Annotated in this window: 22 protein-coding genes; 8 read left to right on the forward strand and 14 right to left on the reverse strand. The window is 37.0% G+C overall.

The features are described from left to right. Positions 1–73: 73 nt before the first annotated feature. From fabI to AZF08_RS21680, 10 genes are all read right to left on the reverse strand, one after another. Positions 74–844 (reverse strand): enoyl-ACP reductase FabI, encoded by a 771-nt coding sequence (fabI, locus tag AZF08_RS21635; protein WP_033673796.1) that lies wholly within the window; start codon positions 842–844, stop codon positions 74–76. A 107-nt stretch (positions 845–951) separates the two neighbouring features. Further along, positions 952–1,806, reverse strand: coding sequence for a dTDP-4-dehydrorhamnose reductase (rfbD, locus tag AZF08_RS21640; RefSeq protein ID WP_033673797.1), 855 nt, complete (start codon positions 1,804–1,806; stop codon positions 952–954). An 11-nt stretch (positions 1,807–1,817) separates the two neighbouring features. Beyond that, a complete protein-coding gene (gene rfbB / locus AZF08_RS21645) occupies positions 1,818–2,789 on the reverse strand; it encodes a dTDP-glucose 4,6-dehydratase (protein ID WP_033673798.1) in 972 nt (323 codons plus the stop codon). Between the two features lie 11 nt (positions 2,790–2,800). Continuing rightward, entirely contained in the window at positions 2,801–3,346 is a 546-nt protein-coding gene (gene rfbC / locus AZF08_RS21650) for a dTDP-4-dehydrorhamnose 3,5-epimerase (protein ID WP_033673799.1), read from the reverse strand. 8 nt (positions 3,347–3,354) lie between these two features. Further along, positions 3,355–4,092 (reverse strand): sugar phosphate nucleotidyltransferase, encoded by a 738-nt coding sequence (locus tag AZF08_RS21655; protein ID WP_033673800.1) that lies wholly within the window; start codon positions 4,090–4,092, stop codon positions 3,355–3,357. A 13-nt stretch (positions 4,093–4,105) separates the two neighbouring features. Further along, positions 4,106–4,786 (reverse strand): glycosyltransferase family protein, encoded by a 681-nt coding sequence (locus AZF08_RS21660; protein ID WP_033673963.1) that lies wholly within the window; start codon positions 4,784–4,786, stop codon positions 4,106–4,108. A 23-nt stretch (positions 4,787–4,809) separates the two neighbouring features. Then, entirely contained in the window at positions 4,810–5,490 is a 681-nt protein-coding gene (locus AZF08_RS21665) for a glycosyltransferase family protein (protein WP_033673801.1), read from the reverse strand. Between the two features lie 2 nt (positions 5,491–5,492). Then, positions 5,493–6,176 carry a class I SAM-dependent methyltransferase gene (locus AZF08_RS21670; protein ID WP_033673802.1) on the reverse strand — a complete coding sequence of 228 codons (684 nt, stop codon included), beginning with the start codon at positions 6,174–6,176 and terminating at the stop codon, positions 5,493–5,495. A gap of 74 nt (positions 6,177–6,250) precedes the next feature. Next, positions 6,251–6,640: a methyltransferase domain-containing protein gene (locus AZF08_RS21675; RefSeq protein ID WP_033673803.1), complete on the reverse strand. Its 390-nt coding sequence runs from the start codon at positions 6,638–6,640 to the stop codon at positions 6,251–6,253. Between the two features lie 124 nt (positions 6,641–6,764). Further along, positions 6,765–7,817, reverse strand: coding sequence for a glycosyltransferase (locus tag AZF08_RS21680; RefSeq protein ID WP_051725691.1), 1,053 nt, complete (start codon positions 7,815–7,817; stop codon positions 6,765–6,767). Between the two features lie 202 nt (positions 7,818–8,019). Here AZF08_RS21680 and AZF08_RS21685 point away from each other — a divergent pair, with 202 nt between their 5' ends. The 7 genes from AZF08_RS21685 to AZF08_RS21715 all read left to right on the forward strand — a co-directional run bounded on the left by AZF08_RS21685 (position 8,020) and on the right by AZF08_RS21715 (position 15,454). After that, on the forward strand, positions 8,020–8,820 hold the full coding sequence (locus AZF08_RS21685) for a BclA C-terminal domain-containing protein (RefSeq protein WP_063177372.1): 801 nt from the start codon (positions 8,020–8,022) through the stop codon (positions 8,818–8,820). A gap of 124 nt (positions 8,821–8,944) precedes the next feature. After that, positions 8,945–9,790: a TylF/MycF family methyltransferase gene (locus AZF08_RS21690; RefSeq protein ID WP_033673806.1), complete on the forward strand. Its 846-nt coding sequence runs from the start codon at positions 8,945–8,947 to the stop codon at positions 9,788–9,790. Positions 9,791–9,969: 179 nt separating this feature from the next. Beyond that, a complete protein-coding gene (locus AZF08_RS21695) occupies positions 9,970–10,752 on the forward strand; it encodes a class I SAM-dependent methyltransferase (RefSeq protein ID WP_033673807.1) in 783 nt (260 codons plus the stop codon). Then, positions 10,749–11,687: a glycosyltransferase family 2 protein gene (locus AZF08_RS21700; RefSeq protein ID WP_033673808.1), complete on the forward strand. Its 939-nt coding sequence runs from the start codon at positions 10,749–10,751 to the stop codon at positions 11,685–11,687. The genes AZF08_RS21695 and AZF08_RS21700 overlap by 4 nt, the downstream gene beginning before the upstream one ends. Before the next feature lie 200 nt (positions 11,688–11,887). After that, entirely contained in the window at positions 11,888–13,048 is a 1,161-nt protein-coding gene (locus tag AZF08_RS21705) for an FtsW/RodA/SpoVE family cell cycle protein (RefSeq protein WP_033673809.1), read from the forward strand. Between the two features lie 78 nt (positions 13,049–13,126). Beyond that, positions 13,127–13,867 carry a bis(5'-nucleosyl)-tetraphosphatase PrpE gene (prpE, locus tag AZF08_RS21710; protein ID WP_033673810.1) on the forward strand — a complete coding sequence of 247 codons (741 nt, stop codon included), beginning with the start codon at positions 13,127–13,129 and terminating at the stop codon, positions 13,865–13,867. Positions 13,868–14,110: 243 nt separating this feature from the next. Next, on the forward strand, positions 14,111–15,454 hold the full coding sequence (locus tag AZF08_RS21715; RefSeq protein WP_033673811.1) for a peptidase G2 autoproteolytic cleavage domain-containing protein: 1,344 nt from the start codon (positions 14,111–14,113) through the stop codon (positions 15,452–15,454). A gap of 107 nt (positions 15,455–15,561) precedes the next feature. Here the strand turns inward: AZF08_RS21715 and AZF08_RS21720 are convergent, their stop codons facing one another. The 4 genes from AZF08_RS21720 to AZF08_RS21735 are packed head-to-tail and all read right to left on the reverse strand — an operon-like array spanning position 15,562 to position 18,327. Beyond that, positions 15,562–16,455 carry an RluA family pseudouridine synthase gene (locus AZF08_RS21720; RefSeq protein ID WP_033673965.1) on the reverse strand — a complete coding sequence of 298 codons (894 nt, stop codon included), beginning with the start codon at positions 16,453–16,455 and terminating at the stop codon, positions 15,562–15,564. 15 nt (positions 16,456–16,470) lie between these two features. Continuing rightward, on the reverse strand, positions 16,471–17,268 hold the full coding sequence (locus tag AZF08_RS21725; protein WP_033673812.1) for an NAD kinase: 798 nt from the start codon (positions 17,266–17,268) through the stop codon (positions 16,471–16,473). An 18-nt stretch (positions 17,269–17,286) separates the two neighbouring features. Next, positions 17,287–17,925: a GTP pyrophosphokinase gene (locus AZF08_RS21730; RefSeq protein ID WP_033673813.1), complete on the reverse strand. Its 639-nt coding sequence runs from the start codon at positions 17,923–17,925 to the stop codon at positions 17,287–17,289. Positions 17,926–17,955: 30 nt separating this feature from the next. Then, complete coding sequence (locus tag AZF08_RS21735; protein ID WP_033673814.1) at positions 17,956–18,327, reverse strand: UPF0738 family protein; 372 nt, start codon at positions 18,325–18,327, stop codon at positions 17,956–17,958. A gap of 143 nt (positions 18,328–18,470) precedes the next feature. Here AZF08_RS21735 and AZF08_RS21740 point away from each other — a divergent pair, with 143 nt between their 5' ends. Beyond that, positions 18,471–19,049, forward strand: a complete 579-nt coding sequence (locus tag AZF08_RS21740; RefSeq protein ID WP_033673815.1) for a CYTH domain-containing protein — start codon at positions 18,471–18,473, stop codon at positions 19,047–19,049. Positions 19,050–19,155: the final 106 nt, after the last annotated feature.

A 19,155-nucleotide genomic window follows, 5' to 3' on the forward strand; every position in this document is an offset into this window, starting at 1 on the left:
TACACATTCTATAAAGTGAAACTTTAATCAATGGGGGTTTTCTTCATCCCCCCACTGACTACGAGCCGTTTACCTATCCTAAAATATGATATCCTGAATCAACATGAATGTTTTCACCCGTTACACCACGTGCTAAATCACTAAATAAGAATACTGCTGTATCTCCAACTTCTTCTGGTGTTGTTGTGCGGCGAAGAGGAGCACGTTCTTCAATTTCTCTTAAGATAGAGTTAAAGTCTCCAACACCTTTTGCAGACAATGTACGAATCGGTCCTGCAGAAATTGCGTTAACACGAATACCATGTTGTCCTAAATCGTTCGCTAAGTATTTTACACTCGCTTCTAATGAAGCCTTTGCAACACCCATAACGTTATAGTTTTTCACAACACGTTCTCCGCCAAGGTATGTTAAAGTTAAAATATTTCCGCCTTCTGTCATAACCTTCTTCGCTTCTCTTGCTACAGCTGTTAAAGAGAAAGAGCTAATATTTTGCGCAAGTAAAAATCCATCGCGAGATGTATCCACAAACTCGCCCTTTAGATCATCGCGATTCGCGAAAGCAATACAATGTGCAACTCCATGGATTGTACCCACTTCTTTTTGAATTGTTTCGAAGCAAGTTGTAAGTTCTTCATCATTTGTTACATCACATGGTAATACAAGTGATTCTTGTCCTTCTAATGTCGCTGCTAGATCACGAACATTCTTTTCTAAACGTTCTCCCGCATACGTGAATATTAATTTTGCCCCTGCATTATGCAAAGAGCGTGCTATTCCCCATGCAATACTTCTTTGGTTGGCAACGCCCATAACAACAAATGTTTTCCCTTGTAATAGTTTCATGATATATCCTCCCAAACATTATTATACTTGTTATTAGTACCTGATACTATATTTATAGTACCATAAAATGGTCTAAAGGCAAACAAAAAATCACTAGCTCAAATTCACTAGTGACTTTTTGTTTCTATAAAGAAACGCTCTAATCCTTCTTCCCAAGATGGCATCTTTGAAAAACCATTTAATTGCAACATTTTATGCTGAAATATTGAGTACTTGGGCCTAGGCGCCTTCGCCCCGAATTCTTCTGTAGATACAGGCAAAATTTTTACTTGTTTGTTGGATTGAGAAAAAATTTCCTTAGCAAACTCATACCAAGAACACGATCCACTATTCGATACATGATACGTGCCGTATAATGATGTAACAATGAGCTTTTTTATTACAGTAATCAAATCTGTCACATACGTAGGAGATCCAATTTGATCAGCTACAACAGACACGCTTTCTCTCTCTTCCCCTAGTCGCATCATAGTTTTCACAAAATTGTTTCCATATTTCCCATAAAGCCATGACGTACGAATAATAAAATATTGATTGTGTAAATCTTTTACAAACTGCTCTCCTGCATATTTTGAAGCACCGTATATATTTATGGGCGCTGGTTGATGAAATTCATGATAACCATTCACCTTATCACCAGGAAATACATAATCTGTACTTATATAAACGAATTTCGCTCCCAGATTTTGCGCCACCGCTGCTACATTTCTCGTGCCAATTGCATTTACTAAATAAGCTAAGTCCTCTTCTTCCTCTGCTGCATCTACTTTTGTATAGGCAGCGCAATGAATGATAACGTGAGGATGTATATGTTTCATGATATGCATGACTTGAGACATATTCGTAATATCTAATGCATTTTTATCAAATGGATACACTTCATACAAATCTGGACTTAACTCTTCCACCATTTGTTTTCCCAATTGACCATTTGCTCCTGTTACAATAATCCGTTCTTTCATCTGCGAACCCCTTATTGTTCCTTTAATGGCTTCCACCACTGCCTATTCTCTTTATACCACTTAACCGTTTCTTCTAGCCCTTGCTCAAACGTATACTGCGGTTCCCATCCTAACTCTTCTTTCATTTTTGTTGCGTCAATCGCATAGCGACGATCATGCCCTAATCTATCTGCAACAAACCGAAGGTCTTGTTTTGTTTTTCCCAGTAAATTCATAATCTGTTCAACTACATCTATATTTGTTTTTTCATTATTCCCGCCAATGTTGTATACTTCTCCAAAATTCCCTTTATGCAGTACAATATCAATTGCACTACAATGATCATTCACATGAAGCCAATCTCGTATATTCAATCCATCTCCGTATAATGGGAGTTTTTTTCCTTCAAGTGCATTCGTAATCATGAGCGGAATCAACTTCTCAGGATATTGATATGGTCCATAGTTGTTGGAACAACGCGTAACAATAATCGGCAATTGATACGTTTTATAATAGGATAAAGCAATCATATCGGCACTTGCCTTACTAGAAGAGTATGGACTACTTGGATCTAAAGAAGTATGTTCTGTAAATTTCCCTTCGTCCCCTAAAGAACCGTATACCTCATCCGTTGATACTTGCACCAATTTAATATGAGGATATTTTTTTACTAATTCCAATAATGTTACTGTACCAATTACATTTGTATTATAGAAAGGTATCGGATTTTCAATACTGCGATCCACATGTGATTCCGCTGCGAAATTTATAATAGCTTGCACTTGATATTGCTGAATAACATATTCTACAAGTTCACGATTTTGAATGTCCCCTTTTATAAAAGAATAGCGGGAATCTTGATCAACAGAATATAAGTTTTCAAGATTTCCACTATAGGTTAAAGCATCATAATTTATGATACGATATGTTTCATGTGTTCGTAACATATAATGCACAAAGTTACTACCAATAAATCCAGCTCCACCGGTTACTAATATGTTCATGTACAACTCTCCTACTTAATATCTTCACATTCATTCAATTTTGGGAGCACTCGATCTTTTTCTGACAAAATCGGCTCCTTTACTGGCCAAGGAATTGCTAATTGTTCATCATTCCAATGAATCCCGCTATCATGCATAGGACTATAATACTCATCAACTTTATACATAACAATTGTTTCCGGAACAAGCGTGCAAAAACCATGAGCAAACCCTTTTGGAACAAGCAGTTGCCGGCGATTATCCGCGCTTAAAATATACCCTTGCCACTGTCTATAGCTGGGTGATGCCGTACGTAAGTCGACAATTACATCATAAATTGCACCTTGTAATACTTGAACAAGTTTTGTTTGTGCTTTAGGTTCTTTTTGAAAATGCAGCCCTCGAATTGTACCTGCTTTAACAGAATAGGAAATATTATCTTGAATAAATGTATGCGTAACACCAAGCCGTTCTAATATTTTCTTATTATAGCTTTCTGAAAAAAAACCACGGTCATCTTGAAACAATTGTGGTTCCAACAATTTCACATCATTAAAATACGTTTCAATGACTTCCATATTCTCACCTATTCTCCATTAAACTGCTTCCCAAAGTCTATATCTCGTGCCAATGTATTTGCTGTTTGAAGAGAAGTATGAGTTCCAGCATCCGTCCACCAGCCGCTCATCTCATTATAAGTAAGTACTTCTCTTTTTAAATACCAATTGTTGATATCTGTAATTTCAAGTTCTCCCCTTGCTGATGGTTTTAAATGCTTAATATATGAAAATACTTGTGCATCATACATATAAATTCCTGTAACTGCATATGAACTTTTTGGTTCTTTCGGCTTTTCCTCAATCTCGGTAATCTTTCCATTTTCGATAGATGGTACACCAAATCTTGCTGGATCTTCCACCTTTTGTAGCAATACTTTTGCTCCTTGCTCTTGCTCCATATATTCTTCTACATATGGACGCAGCTCATCTGAAAAAATATTGTCCCCAAGTATAACTAGCATTCGATCGTCACCAACGAAATGTTCGCATAACCCTAAGGCCTCTGCAATCCCTCCCGCGCGGTCTTGCACACGATAGGTAAACGATACCCCAAAATCATAGCCGCTCCCTAAAAAATTAACAACATCTCCCATATGTTCTTTTCCAGTAACCACCATAATATCAGTAATTTCGCACTGTTTTAATTTGTATACTGCATGATAAATCATCGGATAACGTCCAACTGGAAGTAGATGCTTATTTGTCACTTTCGTAATTGGATATAGTCTTGATCCTGTTCCACCCGCTAAAATAATCCCCTTCATCGCAATCTCTCCTTTATGTTGGAGATGTAGAATCCATATAATGCTTCACGAAAACTTGGCGATATTTTTCATAAGTAATAGGATCAAATTCATCCCCATTATAATGAATACACCATATCCTTGTTTGGTCAAGAATACCAACTAAATAACCTGCTTTTCTAAATTCTAGTGACTGAGAAACATCGTAGAAATGAAATCCATCAAATAAATCTTCACGCCACGGTAAATCATATTGCGTCGCCATTAATAATCCATCAATCGCTTGCACTGAAGTAAAGGTTTTGGATTCGTAAAATTCTTTTTCCAAACTTAATAGCTGATAATTTTTTCTTCTATATTCAATCACTTGCCCAACCAAATTCTTCCCTTCCCACCATATACCATTCTGAGGTAAGTACTGACACCCAGCTACTCCAATCAAACCAAGTTTTTCATTAGATGCAAAAATGGAAATTAAATCTATAAATAAGTTACGATTGATAATAAACGTATCTTGATGCAAATACACTTTATATTTTGCTGGATATGAAAGTGCTTGATTATATGCACTTGTCATGCTTTTTGCATGATATACCGGAAATATCCGAACTTGAAATTCAGGTGGGACAATGACATTTTTAATTTGCCACTCACATTGTTCAAAAAGCTCTTCATTATTCACACAAACGACTACCAAAATCGTCTTTTCTTTCATCATTGTAATCCTTTCTTTCACGTTTACGGATTTGAATCCGACATGTAATGCTCTACAAAAATTTGACGATATTTCTCATAATATTCCATATTTAAACCAACATGATAATGAATACACCAAGCATCACGCTGAACAGGAACCCCCACTGTATACCCCGCTTTACGAAATTCAAATGATTGCGACAAATCATAAAAATGAAATCCATCCAAAAGATCATCGCGCCACGGCACATCATACTGTGTGGCCATTAACAATCCATCGATTGCTTCCACAGGGATAAATGTTTTAGCTTCATGATACGCCTTCTCTTGTGTAGCCATATAAAATAGATCATTCATATATCCAACTACCTTACCGACAACGCCTTTTCCTTCATGCCATAATCCATTCGGCGGAACATACTGTGCTCCAATCATACCAATCATTCCTAAATGTTCATGAGAGTTAAACAATTGAAGCATTTCATATAAAAATGCATGATTTACAATGAATACATCTTGGTGTAAATACACTTTATATTTTGCTGGATGTGAAACTGCTTTGTTATACCCACTTGTCATGCTCGCTGCTTTTTGAATAGGAAAAAATTCTACTTTGTACGACTCTGGTACTGCCAAATTTAAAATATGCTTCACACATTGCGCATACATTTTCTGATCGTTTACACAAGTGACAAATAAAATTGTTTTTTCACCCGTCTCCATACTTACAATTTCTCCGCTTCAATAATATATTGAAATACAACTGTTTCAGCCATAAACCCACCTCCGATGTTATATTTTTTACAAACCTCACTTAAATCTTCAATAAGTGGAAGATATCTATCATGGTCAACACATACATGATCAACTTTACTAATAGTAAAACCTGACTTAAAAAACAAACGTAACATTTCATTGAATGTAAAAAAGCGAATATGCGTTTTATCCATTAAACCATAGTCTGTATACGTCCAATTTCCAGCAAGTAAAGACGTTAATACTGAAATGTGTGCGACATTTGGTATACTCGCTAAAATGACACCACCCTGCTTTAAATACGGTTTTACTTTTTCCAGAACTGCCCATGGATCAAATAAATGCTCTAGTACATCTCCAAAAATGATACAATCAAATTGTTCCGGCTTATATGGTAACTCCATCGTTTCAATATTACCTTGAACGACGTGATCAAGCTTTTCTCTTGCTTTTTGCGCAGCATCTGAAAAAGCTTCAATCCCAGAGACACGTGCTCCCTTTGCTTTTATTATTGCTCCTAAACCACCTTCAGCACACCCAATATCAAGCACTTCTTTCCACTCATCTTTTATATGTTTTAATAATTCAGGATTTGCACCACCATAATAAAAATCAGGCTTTTCTTGATATAAAGAAGATTCTTCTTTACTCATTGCGTTCCCCCTCCTTATCCGTAATGAATTTTGTATATAACAAATTACAATGCGAGGCATAACATTCATTTCTTCTAAACTATATCTCTTTTGGTCTTCCTTGTTATTTTCTCCATTATGAAAGAATCGTTGTTCAACTCGACTGGAATCATGAATCTTTGAAAACAAATATTAAAAACACCATCTTGTTTCACTAAATGAGCAATTTCTTTTATTACAGCCTGCATATTTTCACAGTGAGCAAGACTTGAAAGTAGAATAATAGCAAACATATTGACTAGAAATGTTTTATGTAAATCATAAAGAGTCATATGCGTTGTCAGAACAACTTGCTTAGCAATCCGTACTGCTTCCTGATTCTCTTCAACGCCTTTCACTTTCTTCATTCCTTCATTACAGCCGCGAGGAAACCCAACATTAATTGAATTTTGTTTATGAGTTAAAATAACAATATTCATTAACACATAGGTCCTCACCCTCGCATATTATAATGCGTGCTTATAGTATTATAATTTGGCAAGGTGTGTTCTATAACCCAAATTTCAAATTCTCCCTTTTTCCTGTCTCTACCTGCGTAATTACGTACTCTCATTCTTTTTGAAACAAATCCCTAAAATATTTACGGTTGTATTCAATAGCAGCATCATTGGGCACATATGCTGCTGCTAATTCATTATAATAATAAGCCCTTTCATGCTCTCCTAGGCGGCTATAACATATGCACATTTGCAAATACGGAATCCAAGTATAGCTTGCAGGACTATGGAAAGGAGACTCTGTTGGCACAGGAACTTCCGTCGCTAATTTATACCAAAAGATTGCTTCATTATATCTTTGTAGCTCCCTATATATATTTCCTAACCGTGTACAAATTTCACCCCTTGGAATATCATACAGAAAAGATTTTACACATGCATCAATTGCCTTCTCCCATTCTGCAAGGTGGACGTAACAATCCCCTAACTTACCACAAGCATAAATGTTATCTTCCTTCCATCCTTTTCCATCTCCTAAAAACATTTCGTATAAAGGAATGGCTTCACGATACTTTTGGTGATCCGTACATTCATTCGCATAATAGAAAATATCTCTTGGCGTTAATTCTTCTCCATTCTTCATTATATTTTGAAAAATTTTGAAATTCCGATCCGTCGGCTTCTTTTCCTTTCTATGCGTAATTGCCACGTTACTCTTGAAAATCTCTCCAGATACAGCTAAATATTCATGTACTTTTCCAAACCACTGAAATTGCCTTTCTCGTTTCACAAGCCGGTGACGTCTTGAAGCATATAAAGGTTTGCCATTCGAATCCATAACAAGATGATAAGGCATCGATACCGCATCGACCTTTTCCTCTAGCTCTCGTTTTAATATTTTAAATTCCTCTTGTGCCTCTTCCGTCAAAATATCGTCAGCATCCAGCCAAAAGATATAATCTTGCGTAGCCTTAGAAAATGAAAAATTTCTAGCCGCTGCAAAGTCATCAATCCACTGAAATTCATATATATGGGCTGTGTAGTCTGCTACAATTTCTTTCGTTCGATCTATCGACCCTGTATCAACAATGATGATTTCATCAACAAGTTGCTGAACAGATTCCAAACATCTTCCAATCGTGAGTTCTTCATCTCGAACAATCATACATAAACTAATTGTAATCTCCTTTTCTCTCACAGTTATCACCCTCTTCAAACTCAATCATATGTGGAAGAGCACAAAAACTTTCCAAAAAAATTGATAATGTTCAAGCTTTATATAATTCTTTTAAATAATTCATCTGTCCGTGTCATTTTCTTCTGCTTTTGCATCTACTATATAATGAAAGCTTTATGGAGGTGAATTTATGTCAAACGAAAATTTTTCAAATGATTTAAACCCAGAAGAGTTTTTATCCGCTAGTGCATTAGATCCTAATTTTGTAGCACCAACATTACCACCAATTCCGCCATTTACTTTTCCGACTGGAGTAACTGGGCCGACTGGGCCAACTGGACCGACTGGGCCAACTGGACCAACTGGACCAACTGGACCAACTGGACCAACTGGACCAACTGGACCGACTGGACCGACTGGACCGACTGGACCAACTGGACCGACTGGACCAACTGGACCGACTGGACCGACTGGACCGACTGGACCGACTGGACCAACTGGACCAACTGGACCGACTGGACCGACTGGACCAACTGGACCAACTGGACCAACTGGACCAACTGGACCAACTGGACTAAGTGGGTTAGGGCTTCCTGCAGGATTATATGCCTTTAACTCTGGTCTTGGCATTACCCTAGGTCTTAACGATCCAGTTGAATTTAACACACTAGGATTAAGTTTTGGTACAGCAATTACACAGTTAACTCCTGATACCTTCTTTATTGCTGACAATGGAATCTATAAAATTACAGTCATTGTATACACTTCACTAGTTAGCCTACTAGGTGGTCTTCAAATCCGAGTCAACGGCGTAGCGATTCCAGGAACTACTGTAACTCTTACTGCAGTTGGACCAACAATGGTCGTGCAAGCTCTTGCGTCAATCACAACACCAGCTATAATTGACGTTCTTGCTACTGGACTTAGCTTATCTCTTGCTTTAGGTGTAAATGCATCTATTATTATTGAACAAGTGGTAGATTTGCCATAACCTGTTTTATTGGCAGTAAAACTTTTTCTAAGTTTTACTGCCTTTTCTATACGCGTTTCATTCATGAATTCAACTTTTTTCACATACTCATACTATTGTATGGAATTTCTTAGGAGGGAATCTTATGCAAAACGAAACAGCTATTCAGTTATACCTTGAATTGTTAAAGAAAACGATTTTATTTGAAATTTGGTTAGAGTATGAAGCATATTTACCAGCATCACTACATATCACAAACGACTTACATTACGAACCTATCACCGTTCCCGTCCCACTGTTCTTTAAACAATACGCTGAGGCACACAATTTAAAAATTGTTAAATCTCATATTTCAAAAGACGAACGAAAAGATGGTAACGATTGGCCACGAGCTGCCCATAGTATGATTGGTCGCAGTCGCATGAATCAACTTCAACAAGCAATGGAAACTGTTGTACGTGAAAATATAGAAGGAGACTTTATTGAAACTGGTGTATGGCGTGGTGGTTCCTGTATTTTCATGCGTGGATTTTTAAAAGCTCATAATATAACCAATCGAAATGTATGGGTCGCTGATTCATTTGAAGGACTTCCTGCTCCAAACATTGAAGCATATCCAAAAGATTTTGGCGACTATTTACATACATTTGATTATTTACGTGTTTCATTAGAACAAGTTCAACAAAACTTTGAAAAATATGATTTACTTGACGACCAAGTACACTTTCTTAAAGGATGGTTTAAAGATACATTACCAACAGCACCCGTTGAAAAATTAGCCATCGCTCGGCTTGATGGTGATATGTATGAATCGACAATGGATGGATTAGTCAATTTATATGACAAAGTTTCAAAAGGCGGTTATATTATCATTGATGATTACGGCTTACCAGTATGTGCAGAAGCTGTAACAGATTTTCGAAAGCAAAGAGGGATTGAAACACCTATTACAACAATTGACCAATTTGGTGTCTATTGGCGTAAAGAATAAACACGCTTTTTTCCTTTATATGAGCATAAAACCCACAATCATCGGTAAATCATTGTGAGAAATACCAATCGAGCTTTTCAAGACATTTCACCTCCCCCTACTATTTTTCATCTAAATGGAAAAATGCAGGGGGAAACTTTTTGAGATTACAAGCGAAATATATATAGGAGAGTGCATATATGGATCAAAATGTAAGCAATCAAAATGAAGAGTTGCTACCACCTCCTGAACTCGTTCACTATGTAGGGGGGAATTTCCGCGAAGTTGGCGAAGAATTTCTTCGTCATTTTATTGAAATTGGGAATTTAAAACGCGATGAGCATGTATTAGATGTTGGATGCGGCGTTGGTAGAATAGCTGTTCCACTAACAACATACTTAAATAAGCAAGGTAGTTATCATGGGTTCGATATTTTTCAGCAGGGCATTTCCTGGTGTCAAACTCATATTTCTCCAAAATATAGTAATTTCCATTTCCAACATGCGAATATACGTAATCAATTTTACAACCCAAAAGGAACGATTACAGCATCTCAATTCCGTTTTCCATATGAAGACGAAACATTCGATTTTGTTTTTTTAACTTCCGTATTTACTCATTTACTGCCAGTAGAATTGGAGCATTATTTTTCTGAAGTTTTACGTGTTATGAAAAATAATGGAAGATGTTTCGTTACTTTTTTCCTTGTCAATCCAGAATCGATATACTATCTCAATGCTGGACTAAGTACGCTCCCTTTTCGACATAACATCGGTGATTGTTATGTGGTAAATAAAGATATGCCTGAGTTTGCAGTTGCATACCCTGAAGAGTGGCTTCGTAACTTATTCATAAAACATAATACAGAAATTATAGAACCTATTCATTTCGGCTCTTGGTGCGGACGAACAAAATTTACAAGCTATCAAGATATAATGATATTTCAGAAGAAAAAAAATAAAACGGACTTTTCATCGTTATGAATTCACCAACACACACGCCACTTGTGTCCATTTTAATTCCAACTTTCAATCGTCCACATTATTTGCAAATCGCATTAGAAAGTGCTCTCGCCCAAACATATTCAAACATAGAAATTATTATTGGAGATGATAGTACAAACGATGAAACAGAAACATTATTACGTACACAATACTTACCAAACTACGATAATATCACTTACATTCGCAACGCATCTACATTAGGGCAGTTTCATAATGACCTTATGTTATTAGAACGTGCAAATGGTGTATACGTAAACTATTTAATGGATGATGACCTCTTCCATCATGAAAAAATAGAAAAAATGATGGTCTATTTTCAGCAAGATGTAGAAAATGAAATTGTACTTGTTACTTCCTACCGGAAACTAATCAATGAAGAAGGAACTATCATAGAAGATGCTCCCCCTACAGTTCAACTTTTTCAAATAGATACAATAATCGATGGCATACAACTCGGAAATACCATGTTGCAAACAAGCACTAATATAATTGGAGAACCTACAACTGTATTATTTAATAAATTATTCTTAACTGAAACATTCGGCACATTAAATAACAGAACATATAATTGTTCCATTGATATGGCTTCATGGGTGCATTTACTATCAAAAGGAAAAGCAGTATATATTGCCGAACCACTCAGCAGTTTTCGTTATCACAGCGGTCAGCAACTTCATCAAAAATTGTTAGAAGGAACAGAAGATTTTACTCATCTCATTCTTACTTCACGAAAGTACGGTTTTTTACAAAACCGTGAAGATTACCTCTCTGGAATAAGTTGCGCCTTGCAGTGGATTTCAGGATCACTTCAATACTACAAGGCTAATCCAGACTTAGCGCCAGATGCACAACCGCGACTGCTTTATTGCCTTCAATCCATTCAAAACGAATTACAAATTCATTCTCCTCATTAGCAAGGTTGAAACAATTTCAACCTTGCTTTTTTCCTAACAAAATTCTTTCCAGTTTGTCATCTGACATAACCTATAAAGTGAAGACTGTTACGAGCAAGATAAAAAACGAAACAACTTATTTGCAAACAACTTAAAATCCGCTAATATGATAATAGCGTCTTTTTTTTATTACACGAAGAGAATAGAAAGGACTACGTACGGTGAAAGACAAAAATTCTCAATATCGAATAGATTACATATTGATACTAATTTTACTTGCAATTGGGACTGTTAGTTGTTTTGCTATTGCAAGCGCACAGCCATCGTTACCACCGCTTTTACAAAATGTAAATTTTGTACTGAAACAAATTCAATGGTATATCATTGGAACGATAGCAATCATCGCCATTATGATTATTGACTTTGATCGTTATAAACAAATCGCATGGTATTTGTATGGAGCTGCAATGTTACTTCTCATTGGACTAGAACTCAAAATCCCAGGAGCTGTAACAATTAAAGGTGCTACCGCTTGGTACCGATTACCAGGTATCGGTAACTTCCAACCTTCCGAGATCATGAAATTATTTTTAATTATTGTCGTTGGGCGAATTATTGTAAATCATAATGAAAAATATCCTTTTCGCTCGCCGCGTGAAGATTTGATTTTACTCGGGAAAATATTTGGTGCTAGTTTACCACCGTTACTTCTCATTGCGAAAGAACCAGACTTAGGAAATACAATGGTTATTTCAGCGATGCTTGCAGCAATGATTTTAGTTTCTGGTATACGCTGGCGTTTTATTTTAGGTTTAACCACCCTTGTTATCGCAGCTGGTTCTGCGTTAACATACATTTATTTTGCACATACAGCTTTCTTTAAAGAACATATTTTAAAGGAGTACCAATTGGATAGGTTCTATGGTTGGTTAGCACCTTACGAATATGAAACACAGGGATATCAATTAAGACAAGCTGTTTTAGCTACCGGATCTGGTGAACTTCATGGAAAAGGATGGGAAAATGGACAAGTATACTTTCCAGAACCTCATACAGATTTTATTTTCACAAATATCGCTGAACAATTTGGTTTTTTAGGAGCAAGTGTTGTTATTTCACTTTTCTTCTTACTTATTTACCGTATGATTCATATCGCTTTAGAAAGCAATGATCCATTTGGTAGCTATCTATGCGCGGGAACAATCGGAATGTTTACCTTCCAGGTATTCCAAAATATCGGAATGACAATTGGACTTCTTCCAATTACAGGGATTACTCTTCCGCTTATGAGTTATGGTGGCAGTTCCTTACTGACCTATATGATTGCAATTGGCTTCATACTCAACGTAAGATCCCGAACAAAGACATTTATGTTCGATTAAACCATATCCAGCTGGATATGGTTTTTTTCTATATCTACTTTAGGTATACTAATACAAAACTAAGATGGGGGTTATAAAATGAGATACGATATTATCGGGGATATTCATGGCTGCTTACAAGAGTTCCAAGCATTAACAACTAAATTAGGCTATAGTTGGGATAGCGGCCTTCCTATTCACAAAGAAAAACGCCAACTTGCATTTGTCGGAGATATTACTGATCGTGGACCCGAATCACTACGCATGATTGAAATTGTTTGGGAACTTGTTATAAACAGACAAGAGGCTTACTATGCCCCAGGAAATCATTGCAATAAACTATATCGTTTTTTTCTTGGACGCAATGTTACGATTGCCCACGGCCTAGAAACAACAGTTGCAGAATATGAGGCTTTATCACCTAATAAGCAAGAAATAATAAAGAAAAAATTTATCGAGCTTTATGAGAAATCTCCACTCTATCACATACTTGATGATAAAAAACTTATTATCTGTCACGCTGGTATTCCAGAAAATTATATAGGAAGACAAGATAAGAAAGTTCAGACATTCGTATTATATGGTGATATTACCGGTGAAAAACACCCTGATGGTTCGCCCGTTCGCCGCGACTGGGCACAGCATTATAATGGAGAGGCTTGGATTATATATGGACATACACCTGTAAATGAGCCACGCTTTGTTAAGCGTACAGTAAATATTGATACAGGTGCTGTTTTTGGAGGTAAGCTTACTGGATTTCGTTATCCCGAAATAGAAGTTCTTTCTGTCCCTTCTTCCTTACCTTTGGTTCCTGAAAAATTCCGTCCGATTTCATAAAGTAAAACTTTAATCAGTGGAGGGCTTCTTCATCCCCCACTGATTATTAGCCTTCACCAATCGGGCTTTTACAGGCAGTAATACTCCCTCAAATAGCTGGATAAATGTATTCTCCCACCAAGCAATTCCCTATCAAATACTAATTTTCTATTTTTCACATACGATAAAGCACTGTAAAAAAAGATACACTTTGTTGCATCTTTTATTATTTATGGAGCATATACTGTCGCAGGAGGTGACAATATGAAGAGAAATTCTTCTAAACAAAAAAGAAATTTCTGCCCCTTATATCAGCCTATGTATGGAATTAATAACTGGTGTAGCATACGCGCCGCAGCCATGGAAGTAAAAGAAGAAACCGATACATTCAAAAAAAGTGATATACTTAAACGCCTCATAGATAGAAAACCATTAAAATCTAAAAGAAAAAAAGAACATTCATCCAAAAGAAATATATATATATCCGAATCAAAAAACAAGAGAAATAAAGAAAGTGAAATCATTGCAGTAAAGAAAGAAGAACCAGCACAAATAGAGAATGTAAGTACCCTTAAAAATCAAATTAAGATAACGAAAGAATTAGTACCACCCGAAAAAACGATTCCTCCAAAAACACCTTTAAATAAAGCACAGAAATCCACTGGACGGCACGCACACTCAGAAGGTCTTCAAACCAAAGCAGACGGTATTGCATCACATGCTGAAGGACTTCTTACCCAGGCAACGAGCGCTTTTGCGCACGCGGAAGGATCACAAACAAAAGCACTTGGACATAGTTCGCATAGTGAGGGAAGTAAAACAACAGCAAGCGGGCATTATTCTCATGCCGAAGGAAAAAGTACAATTGCCCTAGGCGATTCTGCACATGCCGAAGGAACAGCAACTGTCGCTGATGGTTTTTCCTCACATGCCGAAGGAATTCATACATCAACAGCTAGCTTTGCAGGTACTCACATTATGGGACGATTTGGTTCCGCAGAACAACCTTATTCATGGTTTATCGCTAATGGCACAAATCAATTCATGCCTGGTTTAGGTGCAAAATGGCTTGCACATAATGGGGAAATGTATATTGATGGTGCTTGTTATAACGCAAGCGGAACTGATTATGCTCAAATGTTTGAAACCGTAGATCGTAAAACTATCGATATCGGGTATTTTGTTACCTTTGATACAGAAGAAAAGATCCGCAAAGCAAATGCTAATGATTCATTTATATTGGGAGTTTCCAGCGCTACGCCTCTAATTATCGGGAACAGTGCTGCATTAAGTTGGAATAATCGCTATGTAACAGATGAATGGGGGCAACGTAAATATACGAATTTGAACGTTTCTGCAAAAACAGCAGAGACACAGCCCATCATAAATTCAGCATGGGATCCAAATTGCAAATATACACCGAGACGAGAACGTCCTGAATGGCTTCCTGTCGGATTAGTTGGACAAATATTAGTACGTGATGATGGTACTTGCGAAACACATGGATATTGCCGCCCTAATGATGAAGGTATCGCTACCAAAACAACAGATGGGTATTTCGTCATCAAACGCAACAGCCCAAACCAAATTTTGATATTATTTCGCTAAAAAAACTGTCCTCTGTAAAAAGAGGACAGTTTTTTTAATTCTAATTTAAATTGAAGAGAGCCTTACTATTCATCTAACTCTGTAACAAGGTACGGATATGACCTCCATTAATTCTTAGATAAAACCGCTCTCATGTCATTTGGTATGTCGACAGAAAAGGACATCTGTTTTTCAAAAGTAGGATGATAAAAAGTCAAAGATGCGCTGTGAAGCGCCTGCCGTTTTATCAAATCTCTTTGACCACCATACAAATCATCCCCAAGCAACGGATGACCTATATGCGCCATATGTACACGAATTTGATGTGTTCTTCCTGTATCTAGCTGAAGAGCCACACGCGTCTTATTAGGCAACCTATCTATAACCTGAAAATATGTAACTGCCTTTTGACCATCCACACACACAACTCGTTCAATAATACTATCGCCTTTTCTTCCAATTGGCGCATCAACAGTCCCTGACATTTCTAATAGTTCTCCATGAACAATTGCCTCGTATGTTCGTTTTACTTGCTTTTGTTGATGCTGCTTTGATAAAAGATGATGAATAAAGCGATTTTTCGCAATCAACATGAGTCCTGAAGTATCACGGTCTAATCTTGTTACAATATGTACTGTACTCGCAAGATTTTGTTTATCATAGTGATATAGAAGTGCATTTGCGACACTACCAGTTGGATGTTCCCTCGACGGAATCGTTGACATGTACGGTTCCTTATTTATTACAAGCACCGCATCATCTTCATATACAATAGACAGTGGAATATTTTCCGGATGGATCCCTTCGCTTCTCTCCTCAATCGGAAAGAACACTCGCAGCTCTTCCTCGGCCTGTAACATGTGCCGAACGTTTGCATGTTCACCATCTACTTCAATTGCTCCGCCATGAAACTTTATATCAGTTAAAGCAGCTTTAGAAATCCCTTTCGTTTTTAAAAACTCTCGAATAAGCATTCCTTCTTCTGCTTTTGTCATATTCCATATTAATGAAAATCTTTTCAAATCCATAAACCCTCTCTATTCATCCGCAACAAACGAATCGCGAACACGTTTCCAGAATGGGAAAGGACGAAAACGAACGAATCGTACTTTCTCATGTGCAACACGGTACTGAATTGATTTCACATCTTGATGAACCATCGTTAAATGATCCACTGTAATTTGCAAATTCATTCCTGCGGTTGGCTTTAAAACACATGTATGGTGCTTTGGTAAAACGAGCGGTGAACCCACTGTACGGAACACACGGTTATTAATTGATGCCATTTCTGCAATTTGAATCGCTTCAATAGAAGGGTGAATAATCGCCCCGCCTAGCGCCTTGTTATAAGCTGTACTTCCCGAAGGCGTAGAAATACAAAGACCATCCCCGCGAAATGTTTCAAAATACTCCCCGCGAATTTCCACTTCCGTTACTAATGTACCTTCCGCGCTTTTTACGGTTGCTTCATTCAATGCTAAGTACTGTGATTCTTTGCTACCATTTACATAGCGGATAATAACTTCTAAAAGTGGGTATTCCACCACTTGAAACGGTGTCTTAGCAATCGCTATTACAAGTTTTTCGACTTCTGTTGGCAACCAATCTGCATAGAAACCTAAATGCCCAGTATGCACACCAACAAATGCCGTCTCATCTAATCGATTATAGTAGCGATGAAACGCATGTAAGAGCGTACCATCTCCTCCAACAGAAATGACAATATCCGGCTCCATTTCACTCATTGTAAAGCCAAAATCCTGCAAGTACTCCGTCATCGTACTCGCAAGTGCGTTTGATGATTGATCTCCCTTTGACATAATTGCAAATTTCATCGCCCAACACCCTTTAGTTTATGATTCGGATTCTTTCGCTTCTTGTTTGCGCGAAAAAATCTTTTGTGCTTCTTGAATTTCCAAACGAATGGAAGACATCTCTTCATCTAATAAAAATGCCGCTTCTGCTGCACGCTGTAAGCGCACTTTAATATCTTCTGGAAAACGCCCACTATATTTGTAATTTAAAGAATGCTCAATTGTTGCCCAAAAATTCATCGCTAACGTCCGAATTTGAATTTCAACTAAAACTTTTTTCTCTCCGCGAATTGTTTGAACGGGATAACTAACTACAACATGATACGAACGATAGCCGCTCTCTTTCTTTTGCGTTACATAATCCCGCTCTTCTACAATTTCAAAGTCATTCCGTTTCCGAAGATATTCTACAACAGGTTTAATCTCATCAACGAATTGACACATCATCCGAAGGCCAGCGATATCTTGCATTTCTTCTCCTAGCCGATCTAGCGGTACATTTCGTTTTTCTGCTTTATCAATAATACTCGCAACTGATTTTACCCTACCAGTTACAAATTCAATCGGAGAGTGTTCTGTTAACATTGCAAACTGAGCACGCATTCCTTTTAATTTCACTTTTAGCTCTGCCACCGCTTGGTGGTACGGCGCTAAAAATTCTTCCCAATTACGATTCATTTAAACCACCACCAAAATCAATCCATTTGCTTATAGAAATACTTTTTCTACAGCTGTCACAAGTTCTTCTCCGTAATTTGCATTACCTTCAATATTCTCAATTAAATACTCTACTTCTTCCTTCAATTGTTCTAACTCAATTTCATTATTATTTACACGAACGAACATCGCTTTATCATTCTTCATCGCATCGTGCATTCCTTCCCAGCATGTATGCGGAATACTTACATAAATGAAAGCTGATTCGTTCTCTAAAATATATAAAAATGATAAATGATCTGAGTCTACAAGTACGTGATTACGTGCTGTTAACTCCTCCACTTGTATTTCAGTATTTTCCGCACAAAAAATAAGAGCATTTTCTCTTTCTTCTACGCTCTTAACTTGAATTTTATTTTGCATGCTCTAACTCCTCCATATCGACTTCCTGTCTTACTTAGCACTATTATTGTATCATAACATGGACACAAACAAATAAAACATTGAACCAAATTTGTGAAAAAGCGATAATGTCTAAAGAATTATTAAAAAAGGAGACTCTATTCATGACACAAGAAATTGAAATTGAATTTAAAAATATGGTAACAGAAAAAGAATTTCAAGCATTATGTAATGTATTTTCTATTCAATCATTTGTCAAACAAGTAAATCATTATTTTGAAACATCTCAGTTCTCTTTAAAAACGGCAGGCTCTGCTCTTCGTATTCGGCATAAAGCTGGAACTTATACATTAACATTAAAACAACCGGCTACAATTGGATTGCTTGAAACCCATCAATCTTTGACAGAGAAAGAAGCTCTCTTCATGATGGAAACAAATCAGATTATTCCGGGTGCTGTAGCAAAGCAACTAGATGAATTGCAAATCCCTGTTTCTAATCTAGCTTATATGGGAAGCTTAACAACAGAAAGAGCAGAGACTCCATTTGAAGGCGGCATACTTGTATTTGACCATAGCTTCTATTACAATCACAATGATTATGAACTTGAATATGAAGTACAAGATGAACCGGCGGGTAAAGCAGCCTTTACTAAATTATTAAACCAACACCACATACCTGTTCGCCATACCCAAAATAAAGTACAGCGCTTTTTCCTTGCCAAACAAAAAGAAGCGAGGTAAAGTGAAACTTCCATCAGGGAGCGCTTTTCTCGCTGATGGTTAGTTTCACCAATCGGGCACTTACGAATCCTTTGTCTTTTTTGAATAAGGATTTGTTCAATACAAT

It is taken from the genome of Bacillus gaemokensis (assembly GCF_001590835.1).
Classification (GTDB): Bacteria; Bacillota; Bacilli; order Bacillales; family Bacillaceae_G; genus Bacillus_A; species Bacillus_A gaemokensis.